The sequence below is a fragment of the Amycolatopsis sp. NPDC003676 genome (genome assembly GCF_053587275.1).
This window is the reverse complement of sequence record NZ_JBSFNS010000037.1, coordinates 1-12,270: the sequence shown is the minus strand read 5'-3', so window position 1 is coordinate 12,270 and position 12,270 is coordinate 1. Positions and strand designations below refer to the sequence as shown.

The following is a 12,270-nucleotide window of genomic DNA, read 5'->3' as shown; positions in this document are numbered from 1 at the left end:
AACAGCATGGCGATGCCCACCCGGCATCTCGGCAAGCTCGACGTCGGCGCCCAAGGGCTCGGCTGCATGGGCATGAGCGATTTCTACGGCAGCGGCGACGAAACCGAGTCGATCGCGACCGTGCACCGCGCGCTCGACCTCGGCGTGACGCTCTTGGACACCTCCGACATGTACGGCTATGGCGCCAACGAGGAACTGGTCGGACGGGCGATCGCCGGCCGCCGCGACAACGTCGTTCTGGCCACCAAGTTCGGCGTCGTCCGCGCGGAGGACGACTCGATGGCGCGTTCGGTGCGCGGGGACGCCGAGTACGTCCGGCAGGCGTGCGACGCGTCCCTGCGCCGCCTCGGTGTCGACCACATCGACCTCTACCAGCAGCACCGGGTCGACCCAGCAGTCGACATCGAGGAGACGGTCGGGGCGCTGGCGGAGCTGGTCGCGGCCGGGAAAGTGCGCCATATCGGACTGTCGGAGGCGTCGGCGGACACCATCCGCCGGGCGCACGCCGTGCACCCGATCACGTCCGTGCAGACCGAGTGGTCGCTGTGGTCGCGCACCATCGAGGACGAGGTGGTGCCGGTCTGCCGCGAGCTGGGCATCGGGATCGTGCCGTACTCGCCGCTGGGCCGCGGCATTCTCACCGGTCGTTACCGTTCGACGGACGATTTCGAGAAGGACGACTTCCGGCGGACGTCGCAGCCGCGCTTCGCCGAGGGCAACCTCGAACGCAACCTGGAGTTCGTGCGGGCGCTGGAAAAACTCGCCCAAGCACGCGGCGTCACGGCGGGTCAGCTCGCGCTGGCGTGGGTGCACAGCCACGGCGACGACGTCGTGCCGATCCCGGGCACGAAGAAGCGGAGCAGGCTGGAGGAAAACGTCGCGGCCGTTGATATCTCACTGTCCGCTGCTGACGTGGCAGCGATCGAGCAGGCGGTGCCCGCCGACCAGATCGCCGGGGAGCGGTACTCCCCGGACCGGATGTCGTTGCTCGAATGACCTTGATGGGTTGGTGAAATGCGTTTCGCAGACCGTGTGGTGATCGTGACCGGCGGCGGTGGCTCCGGACTGGGCCGGACGCTGGTCCGCCGCTTCGCCGCCGAGGGCGCCGCCGTCGTGGTAGCCGACCGCGACGAGGCGGCAGCCGACCAAGCCGCCGCCGAGGTGGAAGAACAGGGCGGGCGGGCGTTGGCGGTCCGGACGGACGTCCGCAGCGACGACGACGTCCGCGCGATGGTCGAAGCGGTCCGTTTTGCCTACGGCCGCATCGACGTCCTCGTCAACAACGCCTTCACGTCGAATCCGTCGTCCATTCTGGACACTCGCATCGAGGACTGGCAACGCGACCTCGACGTGGTGCTGACGGGCGCTTTCCGGTGCTCCCAACAGGTTCTTCCCACGATGATCGACCAGCAGCGCGGAGTGATCATCAGCGTCTCGTCGGTGAACGCGCACACCCACGTCGGCGCGGCCGGATACAGCGCCGCGAAAGCCGGGGTGGAAGCGCTGACCCGCAACCTGGCCGTCGAGTTCGCGCCCTTCGGGATCCGGGCGAACGCGCTGGTGCCGGGCACCTTCCGCACCGACGTCTGGAAGGAACGGCAGAAGATCGACCCGGACCTCCTCGACCGCCTCGCGACCTGGTATCCGCTCGGCCAGGTCGGCGTGCCCGACGACATCGCGTCCGCGGCGCTGTTCCTGGCTTCGGACGAGGCGTCGTTCATCACTGGCAGTCTGCTGCCGGTCGACGGGGGTCTGCTGGCGGGCAATCCGCAGTTCGCGCGCGACGTGCATCCGGAGAATCACCGATGAAAGACGAGGTACGCGTTTCGCTGGTGCAGTTCAGTTCGGCGGTATTGGACTGCCCGGGCAACGCCAACCGGATGGCGGAGTTCGTCGAGCACGAGGCGCAGGAGCACGGGGCTGAGCTGATCGTCTTCCCCGAGCTGAGCAACACCGGGTACGTCCGCTCCGCGCGCGACGACGCCTATGCCGAGAGCCTCTACGCAGCGTCGGAACTCGTGCCGGGCCCGACGACGGAGGCGCTGGGCGAGGCTGCTCGCCGTGGTGGCGCATACGTCGTGGTTGGTATGTCACAACGGCATCCACAGATACCAGAGGTGCTTTACAACAGCGCCGTGTTGATCGGCCCGTCCGGCGAGGTGGTCGGTGTGCAGCACAAGGTGCATCCGTGCCGCGACGAGAAGGAATACTACGTCCCTGGCGATGAGATCTCAGTGTTCCCCACTGCGCTCGGCACTCTCGCGCTCAACGTTTGCTACGACGTCCGGTTCCCTGAGATGGCCCGGGTACAGACCCTCTCCGGTGCCGAGATCGTCGTCTCGCTGTGGGCATCGGCGGTGCAGCCGGGCAAGGTTCCGTCGGACAGCATCGTCTCGCGGTGTGCGACGAGGGCGATGGAGAACGCCGTGTTCTTCTTGGGCTGCAACCGAACTGGCACTGACGACGAGCAGCACTTTTACGGTCGAAGCGCCATCGCGGGCCCGAGCGGCGATGTGCTCGCGCGTTCGGACGATGACCGGGAGGTTGCTGTCCGGGCCGTGCTAAAGGGTTCAGATCTCAAAGCGCAGCGCAGATATCTCACGATCTTCCGCGACCGCAGGCCAGAGTTGTACGGCCGCGTCACCGAACCGCTCTCCCGCCCGGAGCCCCTATGACCTCGGACCTCAGCCAATGGACGGCTGAACAACTCGGTGCCGCTTACGCGTCCGGCGAGCTTTCGCCGGTCGAAGCGACAAAGGCGGCGCTGGCGGCGATCGACCTCGATCTCCGCGCTTTCGCTTACGTCGATCAGGAAGGCGCACTCAAGCAAGCGGCCTTGAGCGAACAACGTTGGGTCGATGGGCGCACGCTGGGGCCGTTCGACGGTGTTCCCGCGTCGATCAAGGACCTCTTCCTAACCCGAGATATACCAACGCTGCGCGGTTCGCGTCGCACCGATCCGACACAGAGGTGGGACACCGACAGCCCTGCCGCGGCAGCACTCCGCGCGAACGGTCTCGTTCTCCTCGGCAAGACGACGACGTCCGAACTCGGCTGGAAAGGCGTCACCGACAACCCCGTCGACGGCATCACCCGAAACCCATGGGACCCGGCGCTCACCGCAGGCGGATCGAGCGGCGGCAGCGGCGTGGCCGTCCGGGCGGGAATGGGCGCGGTGTCCGTGGCCACCGATGCCGCCGGTTCGGTGCGCATCCCGGCCGCGTTCTGCGGCGTTGTGGGCTTCAAGCCGACATACGGACGCATCCCGATGTACCCGCCGAGTGTCCTGGGAACGCTGGCGCACGCCGGACCGATGGCCCGCTCCGTCGCCGACGTCGCCGCGCTCACCGGCATCCTGTCTGCTCGAGACCACCGCGATCCCTCTTGGACACCCACGATCGGCGAGCGAGCGGACCCCGTCAGGATCGCGTTCTCGCCAGCGCTGGGCCGCGTGGACGTGCAGCCGGAGGTCGCCGCCCTTGTCGCGGAAACCGTCGCCTCTTTGGCCGAGGCGGGCTTGCGAGTCGAGGAGGCGGACCCCTCTTTCCCAGACCCGGCGAGCGCGTTCGACGTGCTGTGGTCTGTCGGAGTCGCACACATCGTCCGGCGTTACGGCGGCACGGCACCGCTCGACCCGGGCCTGCAGACGCTCATCGAACGAGGTGCCCGTTACGAGACGGCCGACTATCTCGACGCGCAAAGCGAACTCGCCGCGCTCGGCGTTGCCATGGGCGAATTCCACACACGATACGACATCCTGCTCACCCCGACCGTACCGATCGAACCTTTCGCCGCCGGACACGACGTGCCACCGGGCAGCGGGATGACCGACTGGCCACAGTGGACACCCTTCACCTACCCGTTCAACATGTCGCGCCAACCCGCTTTGAGTGTCCCGATCGGACTTACCTCGCGTGGCCTGCCGGTGGGCATCCAGGTCGTCGGCCCCCGCTACGCGGACTCGACCGTGCTCGCGGTGGGCGCTCTGATCGAGAAATTGCGACCCGCGCTCACTTACCCGCAGGAGGACGCATGAAATTCGGCGTCAACACTTTCGTGACCGACGAGAGCATCCGCCCCGACGCGCTGGGCCGGGCGCTGGAAGAGCGCGGTTTCGAAACGCTTCTCATCACGGAACACTCGCACATCCCGGTCAAACGGGAGACACCCTGGTCCGGCGGCGGCGAACTGCCGCGCGAGTACTACCGCACCTACGATCCGTTCGTCGCCCTCGCCATCGCTTCCGCCGCAACGACCACGCTCACCCTCGGCACCGCCGTCGCCCTGCTGGCCCAGCGCGACGTCTTCCAGACCGCCAAAGAAGTCGCGACCCTCGACGTCCTCTCCGGCGGCCGAGTCCTTTTTGGAGTCGGCGTCGGCTGGAACCGCGAAGAAATGCGCAACCACGGCGTCGAACCGCGCCGCCGAGGTCCGCTGCTGAACGAGAAACTCGCCGCGCTCAAAGCGATCTGGACCACCGACGAGGCCGAATTCCACGGCGAGCACGTCGATTTCGACCCGGTCTTCTCCTGGCCGAAACCCGTGCAACGCCCGCACCCGCCCATCGCCGTCGGCGGCGAAAGCCCGGCCGCCCTCGACCGGCTCGCCTGCTACGGCGACGAATGGATGCCCCGCGCGAAAACCCCGGTCGCCGAACTCCGCCGCGTGGCGTCCTGGCTGGCTGATCAGGGCCGCGCCGACGTCCGCACGACGCTCTGCGGAGCCACTTTGGACTCCGACCTCGCCGCCTGCGCCGAGGCTGGAGTGGACCGGGTGACGTTCACGCTGCCGCCCTTGCCGGAACGGGAAACGCTGCAATACCTGGACAAACTGGCAGCAAGACGAGACAGCTGAATGCGGCCACTGCCAGATCAAGCAGTGACCGCATCCGTCAGCCAGTAATTCAGATACCCATGCTCGCGCCGAGCGTGTCCAGCGCCTTGTTCACCATGCCCTGCGCGGTAGCGTTCAGGTTGGCATTCGTCCCGTTCACCACCCAATCCGAACCGGAGAACATCACCACAGTCACGCCGTTGTCCACGCCACCGTCAGTACCGCTGCTGTTGATCCCCAGCAGCGACGCCGCCTTCACCGACGCCTCGCCCAACTCGCGGGAATCGTTGTCCGAAGTGTCCTGGTCGTTCGCGGTCTGCGTGTCGCCGAAGATCGCGCCGATCACCTTGCTCTTGTAGAACATCAGCGCGAACTGCCTGCCCTTGATGCCGTGCTCCTTGTAGAAGAAGTGCGGGCACGGGCTCTTCTTGTCGTAGCAGTCGTCGCCGAGGACGTAGAACGGCACCTTGTGCGCGCCGAGCGACTTTCCGTTGCTGTCCTTGAAAGTCGTGGTTCCCTGGTGGTCGGGATCGGGGTCGGGGTCGCTGCCGTCGGTGTCGACGGCGAGCCCGGAACCGTAGGCGTAGACGCCCTTCGCCACCTGGTAGACGTTGACGTTCTTGGCCCGCGTCATGGTGTTGATGTGCGGCAGGGAATTGACCTTGTTCGCATCAGTGCTGTTCTTCTTGACGCCGGCCAGCACTTCCGCGGCCGTGTACGACTTGGCGGCGGTGTCCGCGGTGGACGCGTGAGCGGAGTTGACGGCGAGCGGCACGGCGAGCGCCAGAGCGGCGCCGACCACTGCGAAACGCCTACGGGAGGATGACATGACCGGGCGACCTCCAGCCTTCATTAGGAAAACTTCCTAACATAGTGAACCATCCGTGACCGGTCGTTGTCACGAGGTCACTTCGAGAAAGTTCCCGGCGGCCGCCTGGTGCTGGGAATCCGCGCGGGACAGGTGCCGCTGACCGGCACGCGGTCGCGGATCAATGCAACTCGAAGCGGTAAAACTGGCGCCCCTCGACCATCAGATAGATCTGGACGACCCCGCGGGCGCGGCCCGGCAGAATGTCCCGCATCGTGAAGAAGATCGTCCTTATCGCCTCGAACATCGCGGGGCCGTCTTTCACCAATCGGTAACTCACCGGGAGACTCAGGTCCACACTGGATCGATTCTTCTGCTGCGCGTCTTCGAGAAGCGCCGCGGCCTTGACGGCGAACTCGCCCGCCAGGAGATAGTCCCCAGCCCGCTCGGTGCCGCGCACCTCCGGCGGCGTCAGCAACAGCGGGTCGAACTGCCGGGCAGCGGCCAAGACAGCCTCGCTCGGCCCGGCCCGCTTGAGGTCCGGTTTGGGCGCGTCCCGCACCGGAGACGCGTCGAACTTGACCGACGGGCCTTGGATGATCTTCTCACCGGGCACGGACAGCACCGGTGGCGCGACGGACGGCGGCACGACCTGGGCGTACGGGCTGCCCGCGCCCTCCGGCTGGCGTTCCATCGCCTTGCCAGGCTGCTGGTTGATCCATCCCTCCACGAGGCTGTGGATGCCACCCTGCTCCGCGGGCTTGAGGTGCGCCTGGTCCATCGCCACGTCGACCAGCTTGAGCATTCCCGACGCGACCGCCGACTTGGCACCGTCCACGACGAGCTTCCGCAGGCTGTCGGACAGCCCTAGCCGGCGGAGGATCGGCGTGAGGGTCGAGTCGACGACCACGGCGCCGACCGCCTCGCCCACGTTCTTCGGCCGTTTGTCCGGGTCGGCCTTCGCCTGAGCGATGCCCAAGTGCGCCACCCGATTCTCCGGAACGACGGGCGGCAACTTCTTGGCGACCTCGTGCGCGAGGGCCGACGGCGTACCGGACACCGGCCCGGACAACCACGCCTGCACCGACGCCATCTTCAGCGCATCGCCGACGAACAGCTTCAGGATCGCGAACTTCACCTCGTCGGTGTTGTGCAGTGTCTGGCCGCCCTGCACTCGCTGTATCTCGGTCAGGTATTCGACGAGCGCCTTCTCGACCTTGCCGACCGGCACGCCCGGCTTCTCGCTGGTGCGGTCGGCCTGCCGCTGGATCGCCGCGACCGGACCGCCGGGCACCACCGACCCCGCGTCGGCCGCCCGCTCGGCCGGATCCCCGGGAGTACTGACCCCGGGCACGAGGCGGCTCGCGTGCCGCTGTTGCACCACGTGAGCCGCCTCGTGCGTCAGGAGGTGTTCGTCGGGGGTGCCCGCGACGACGATGTCCTCGCCGGAGGTGTACGCGACCGCATCCAGGTCCCGCGCGGAGCGGGCCGCCTCGGGACCGGTGTGCACCCGGACGCCGCTGAGGTCCTCGCCCCACCGGTCTTCCAGCCGACGCCGGACCTCGGACGGCAGCGGTATCCCAACCGGGCGCGCTGGTATCTGGCTGAAGTCCGTTGAGATGGCAGCTGGCGTCTCGTGGACCTCGTCTGGCGCGGCCTGAGATACCGGATCAGCCTTCCGCCCCCTCGGACGGTGGTCGTGCGCCCGCATACCGCGCCTCGCTTCCGGTCGCCTGGCTACGGCTTCAGCCCACAGGATCGGCCGGGCGCGTCACCGCCGCATCACCGCCGGGTCAGGACGCGCAATAGGCCTTGAGCGCCGCGTTGCCCAGCGTCGTCTGCCCGCGGGTGGCAGCTCCCGCCAGATGGTTCTCGTTGGCCGCGACCAGCACCTGCTTGCTGCCGTCGTCGCTGGTCAGCCACAGGTTGTAGTAGCCAAGCACCCCGCCGCTGTGATTCCAGGCCAGGCCGCAGGCGGTCGGCGACAGGCCGATCCCCAGGCCGTACCGGTTGCCCGCGTTGTCCACCGGCACCGTCGTCTTCAGCTCGGTTTGCTGCTGCGGCGGCAGGAGTTTTCCGCTCAACAATGCGCGTTCGAAGGCCGCCAGATCGTCCTCTGTGGACACAATGGCGCCCGCGGCGCCGAACGCTTGCACGTTGGAGACCGTGACGTCGTTGTAGAACGCGCCGAACGAGATGTAGTAGCCGTTCAGATAGTTGCCGGCCAGGCCGGGGTCGGCGGTCGGGAAGGAAGTGCCGCGCAAGCCGAGCGGCTCGATGATGCGCTTCTGGATCTCCGCGGCCGGTTCGTTCCCGGTCACCGCCTTGATCACCATTCCCGCGAGCACGTAGTTGGTGTTCGAGTAGTGGAATCCCGCGCCCAGCGACGGGTGCGACGTCGCGATGTCCACCAGCGTCTGCGGCGGCCACGGCTGGCGGGGGTTGGTGTTCGCGACGTAGGAGTTGAGGAACCGGGGGTCGCCCGCGTACTCCGGAAGCCCGGACGTTTGGTGCAGCACCTGCCGGACGGTGATCTTCGTGCCGTCGTTCCCGTTGGCGTTCACCGCGCCGGGCAGCCAGCGGGCGAGCGGATCGTCGAGGGAGAGCCCGCCCTCGGCTTCCAGCTGCAGCAGGACGGCCGCGGTGAACGCCTTGGTGTCACTGCCGATCCGGAACTGCGCTTTCGGATCCGCCGGGGTCTTGGTCGTGAGATTTCCGTACCCGGCGTGGATGTACTGGGCGGATTCACCGTTCCGGACCAGGCCGATCACTCCCGGATATCCCACGCTCACCCCGGCCTCGGCACCCGCTTGGAGGATCTCCGCCGGGGTCTCCGCCGAAGCCGGGCTGGCCAGGCCAGTCAAAGCCGCCACCACCGCGACGGCCCCGACAGCTATGCGTCTCATCGCACTCCTCGCGTCGACGATCGCCGGGCTTGCCGATTCCTGAACGGGCACAGCAGTTTCCGGCGAGAGGAATGCGCACCGTATCCGCTCGCGATCAAACTTCGATGAATCGTCAGAGCTTCGCCGCATCCACGATCGCCTGCGCGAACGGCCGCGGCGCTTCCTGCGGCACGTTGTGCCCGATGCCGTCCAGGATCCGGTGTTCGTACTTCCCGGTGAACTTGGCGCGGTAAGCCTTGCCGTCCTTGGCCGCGCCGTCGAAGTCGCTGGCGAGCGTGATCGCCGGAACGCCGATAGTCGCGCCCGCGGCGAGTTTCTGTTCATCCGCGTCGTATTGCGGTTCGCCGGGTGCGAGGCTGAGCCGCCAGCGGTAGTTGTGGATGACGATCGCGACGTGGTCCGGATTGTCGAACGCGGCTGCGCTGCGGTTGTACGTCGCGTCGTCGAACCGCCAGGTCGGCGACGCCGTCTTCCAGATCAACTTGTTGAAATCGCGCCGGTTCGCCGCATAACCGGCGCGGCCGCGCTCGGTCGCGAAGTAGTACTGGTACCACCAGCCCAACTCGGCGGCCGGGGGCAGCGGCTGAAGGTTCGCCTTGAGGTTGGCGACGATGTACCCGCTCACCGGGACGACCGCCTGGCAGCGCTCGGGCCACAGCGCCGCGATGATCGCGACCGTCCGGGAACCCCAGTCGTAGCCGCCAAGAATCGCTTTGTCGATCTTCAACGTGTCCATCAGCGCGACGACGTCCTGCGCGATCGCGGTCTGCTGTCCATTTCGGACGGTACTGGCCGACTTGAACACCGTCGGGCCGAAGCCGCGCAGGAACGGGACGATCACCCGAAACCCTTGCGCGGCAAGCAGCGGCGCGACGTCGACGTAGCTGTACGGGTCATACGGCCAACCGTGCAGAAGCAGCACCGGCTTCCCATTAGCCGGGCCGAATTCCGCGTAAGCCATCGAAACGAGACCGGCATCGGCGTGCTTGATCGTGCCCAGCGAGGTGTGTTCGCCCGAGCCCGCGCGCAAGTCAGATGCGGCGGGCTGCGAGGCGGCGGGCGAGGAGCAGGCAGCGAGAGAGGTCGCCGCCAGACCGGCCGCGAACGCCTGGGTGAATCGTCTCCTGCTGATCATCTGAACTCCTGTGCGCGAGACCGTGGGACGGCCTCGACGCTAGGGAGCCCGGCCGCCGCCCGCGCCCGTCAGATGACGCAACCGGCGTAAGTCAGTCGCCCAGCGCCTGCACCGCACCAGCCAATTCGGCGCGGGAACTGACGCCGAGTTTCGGGAAGATCCGGTGCAGGTGAGTCCCGACGGTCCGGTGCGAAAGGTAGAGCCGCTGCCCGATCTCCCGGTTCGTCAGCCCCTCGGCGGCCAGCTGCGCGATGCTCAGCTCGTGCGGCGTCAGCTTGTCGCGAGCGTCCGGGCTCCGGTTCGGGCTCGACTCCCCCGCGCTGCGCAGCTCGCGCCGTGCCCGCTCGGCCCAGGCTGCCAGGCCGAGCGCGTCGAACGTCTCTCGCGCGGCACGCAGGTGCGCTCGCGATTCGACGACCCGGCGCTGCCGCCGCAACCACTCGCCGAACGCCAGGTGAACCCGTCCGCGTTCGGCTGGCCACCCGCTCAAATCCGCCTGCAAAGCCGCCGTGAACAGGTCTTCCGCGGTTTCCTTCGGCGCGAGCACGGCCCGCGCGTACCGGAGCCCGATGTGCAACGCCGGGGCTGCGCTCGCCATAGCCAGTGGCTCCAGCTCGGACAGGATTTCCCGCATCGCCTCGGCCTGCCCGGCCCGGACGGCGGCCTCGGTCAGCTCCGCGACGCAGTACGCGCGCAAGGCCAGCTGGTAAGCCGGATCGGCGGGGTCGAGCAGGCGGCGCAGGTCGGCGAACGCGTCCTGGTACCGGCCCTCGCTCAACGCCACGAGCCCGCGCGCGAGCTGGACCGTGGCCAGCACCGGACGCGCACCCGCGGCGAGCCCAGCGCGTTCGGCCTCGTCGGCGAGGGCGTTGGCCTGCTTGTGGTCACCGCGAAGGGCCGCGATCTCGGCTTGGACCGCCAGCGCCAGCCCGCCCATGAACGGCTGGCCCGTCTCCCGCGCGAGCCGGACGGCCTCCGCGGCAGCTGGCGCGGCACCGGCCAGGTCGCCGAGCCGGACCCGGCTCCAGGCCTGGACGGCCAAGGCGCGCGGCAACACCCCGAGCTTGCCCTGCGCCCGCAAGCCCGGCACCGCGGCCGTCGAAAAGCGGGCTGCCAGGTCGAATGCGCCGACCTGCAAGGAAGCGCTGCCCAGGTACCGGTCGGTTTCCGGATCAGCTCCGGTCGCTCCGACGAACACCCTCAGCTGCTCCAGCACTGCGGTGCCGCGTTCGAACGGCGCGACATACGCGGCGACCGCGATCAGGCGCGGATCGTCGTCGGGGATCGGCAAGCCCGAAGCGACGTCCAGCAGCGTCCGACGAGCCGTCACGCCGGGTTCGGCCCAGAAACACCGCATCGCGGCACCCCAGAGGATCCGCATCGCCGCGTCGTCCTGCCCTTCGGCGGCGACGGCTTCGGCGAGGGACGCCAGCTCCCCGATCCGGGCGGGATCCTCGCGGACGCCGTCCTCGAAACCGCTGAGCAACTGGCTCGCGGTTGCCTTGCGGCGCGGGGAAAACGACTCGTCGCGCACCAAGCGTTCGGCGGTCTCGCGACGCCCCGATTCGACCGCCAGCTCGGCGGCGCGCAGCAACCGATCCGCCCGCGCGTCCGAGTCCTCGCTGAGCCGCGCCGCCTGCTCCAGCGCGGCGATCGCAGCGGCGGCCCCACCCCTCCGGCGAGCCCGATCGGCCGCCGATTCCAAGGCCGCGGCCACGGTTTCGTCCGGTCCGGAGGCTGCCCGGGCTTGATGCCAGGCACGTCGATCAGGCTGTTCGCGCACCGTCTCGGCCAACGCGAGCTGCGCCCGCCGCCGGTCGCCGAGCGTCGCGGCGGCGGGAATGGCCGAACGCATCAACGGGTGCCGGAACGTCACACAGCCGACCTCGAACTCGACCAGCCGGGCGTCGACAGCGAGGCTCAGCACCTCGGGCTCGACCGGCGTGCCGAGCAGAATCCCCGTCGCGGCAAGGGTTTCGGCGATCGAGCCGGTCTCGTTGAGCGCCGCGACCAACAACGCCGCTCGGGTGGGTTCGGGCAGCGTCGCGACCCGGGAGGCGAACGTCCGCTCGAGCCGTTCGGTCAACGGCAGGACCGGGTCGAGCACGTCGAGGTCGGCCACCGCGGCCGGAAGCTCGGTCAGTGCGAGCGGATGGCCAGCGGACTCGGCGAGCAGCCGCGTCCGGACCATCGCGTCCAGCCTCGGTGCGACCGAGTCCAGCAATTCCGCGGCGGCGTCGTCGGGAAGGCGGTCGAGCGGCATCGGTGAGAGACCAGCGTCGAGCAGTGGGCCGGAATCGTCTCGTAGCGTCACGATCAGCGCGATCGGCTCGGTCTCGATCCGCCGCGCGACGAAGGCCAAGACATCGACGCTGGCGCGGTCGAGCCAATGGACGTCCTCGGCGACGACCAGCACCGGCTTCGCGGCGGCGGTGTCGGCCAGCAGCGTCAACGCGGCGAGCCCGACCAGATACGCGCTGGGTTCCGGTCCGTCCGCGAGCCCGAGCGCGGTCTCCAAAGCCGCCCGTTGCGGCGCGGGCAACTCGGCGACGCCCGCGCGGACGGGGTGCAGCAACTGGTGCAGCCCG

General features: G+C 68.5%; 10 protein-coding genes. 5 read left to right on the top strand and 5 right to left on the bottom strand.

Going from position 1 to position 12,270, the window contains the following annotated elements:
• Positions 1–12: 12 nt before the first annotated feature.
• The 5 genes from ACWDNU_RS22170 to ACWDNU_RS22150 are packed head-to-tail and all read left to right on the top strand — an operon-like array spanning position 13 to position 4,854.
• Positions 13–996 carry an aldo/keto reductase gene (locus tag ACWDNU_RS22170; RefSeq protein WP_449670334.1) on the top strand — a complete coding sequence of 328 codons (984 nt, stop codon included), beginning with the start codon at positions 13–15 and terminating at the stop codon, positions 994–996.
• 18 nt (positions 997–1,014) lie between these two features.
• Positions 1,015–1,809 (top strand): SDR family NAD(P)-dependent oxidoreductase, encoded by a 795-nt coding sequence (locus ACWDNU_RS22165; protein ID WP_449670289.1) that lies wholly within the window; start codon positions 1,015–1,017, stop codon positions 1,807–1,809.
• The gene (locus ACWDNU_RS22160) at positions 1,806–2,675 is read left to right on the top strand and encodes a carbon-nitrogen hydrolase family protein (RefSeq protein WP_449670288.1); all 870 of its coding nucleotides are present in this window, start codon (positions 1,806–1,808) and stop codon (positions 2,673–2,675) included. Before ACWDNU_RS22165 ends, ACWDNU_RS22160 begins: the two co-directional genes overlap by 4 nt.
• Complete coding sequence (locus tag ACWDNU_RS22155; RefSeq protein WP_449670287.1) at positions 2,672–4,036, top strand: amidase; 1,365 nt, start codon at positions 2,672–2,674, stop codon at positions 4,034–4,036. The genes ACWDNU_RS22160 and ACWDNU_RS22155 overlap by 4 nt, the downstream gene beginning before the upstream one ends.
• A complete protein-coding gene (locus ACWDNU_RS22150) occupies positions 4,033–4,854 on the top strand; it encodes an LLM class F420-dependent oxidoreductase (protein WP_449670286.1) in 822 nt (273 codons plus the stop codon). The genes ACWDNU_RS22155 and ACWDNU_RS22150 overlap by 4 nt, the downstream gene beginning before the upstream one ends.
• A 49-nt stretch (positions 4,855–4,903) precedes the next feature.
• Here ACWDNU_RS22150 and ACWDNU_RS22145 read toward each other — a convergent pair whose 3' ends face one another.
• The 5 genes from ACWDNU_RS22145 to ACWDNU_RS22125 form a co-directional block, all read right to left on the bottom strand.
• Complete coding sequence (locus ACWDNU_RS22145) at positions 4,904–5,635, bottom strand: glycoside hydrolase family 75 protein (protein WP_449670285.1); 732 nt, start codon at positions 5,633–5,635, stop codon at positions 4,904–4,906.
• A gap of 187 nt (positions 5,636–5,822) precedes the next feature.
• A complete protein-coding gene (locus ACWDNU_RS22140; RefSeq protein ID WP_449670284.1) occupies positions 5,823–7,352 on the bottom strand; it encodes an eCIS core domain-containing protein in 1,530 nt (509 codons plus the stop codon).
• A gap of 82 nt (positions 7,353–7,434) precedes the next feature.
• On the bottom strand, positions 7,435–8,547 hold the full coding sequence (locus tag ACWDNU_RS22135; RefSeq protein WP_449670283.1) for a serine hydrolase domain-containing protein: 1,113 nt from the start codon (positions 8,545–8,547) through the stop codon (positions 7,435–7,437).
• Between the two features lie 112 nt (positions 8,548–8,659).
• A complete protein-coding gene (locus ACWDNU_RS22130; RefSeq protein ID WP_449670282.1) occupies positions 8,660–9,682 on the bottom strand; it encodes an alpha/beta fold hydrolase in 1,023 nt (340 codons plus the stop codon).
• 91 nt (positions 9,683–9,773) lie between these two features.
• Positions 9,774–12,270, bottom strand: a 2,497-nt coding sequence (locus ACWDNU_RS22125; protein ID WP_449670281.1) for a LuxR C-terminal-related transcriptional regulator, incomplete at its 5' end; no start/stop codon positions are given.

Bases quoted from the DNA above. Each gene is read 5' to 3' on its own strand.
- ACWDNU_RS22170 (WP_449670334.1), top strand. From the start codon at position 13: ATGCCCACCCGGCATCTCGGCAAGCTCGACGTCGGCGCCCAAGGGCTC.
- ACWDNU_RS22165 (WP_449670289.1), top strand. From the start codon at position 1,015: ATGCGTTTCGCAGACCGTGTGGTGATCGTGACCGGCGGCGGTGGCTCC.
- ACWDNU_RS22160 (WP_449670288.1), top strand. From the start codon at position 1,806: ATGAAAGACGAGGTACGCGTTTCGCTGGTGCAGTTCAGTTCGGCGGTA.
- ACWDNU_RS22155 (WP_449670287.1), top strand. From the start codon at position 2,672: ATGACCTCGGACCTCAGCCAATGGACGGCTGAACAACTCGGTGCCGCT.
- ACWDNU_RS22150 (WP_449670286.1), top strand. From the start codon at position 4,033: ATGAAATTCGGCGTCAACACTTTCGTGACCGACGAGAGCATCCGCCCC.
- ACWDNU_RS22140 (WP_449670284.1), bottom strand. From the start codon at position 7,352: ATGCGGGCGCACGACCACCGTCCGAGGGGGCGGAAGGCTGATCCGGTA.
- ACWDNU_RS22135 (WP_449670283.1), bottom strand. From the start codon at position 8,547: ATGAGACGCATAGCTGTCGGGGCCGTCGCGGTGGTGGCGGCTTTGACT.
- ACWDNU_RS22130 (WP_449670282.1), bottom strand. From the start codon at position 9,682: ATGATCAGCAGGAGACGATTCACCCAGGCGTTCGCGGCCGGTCTGGCG.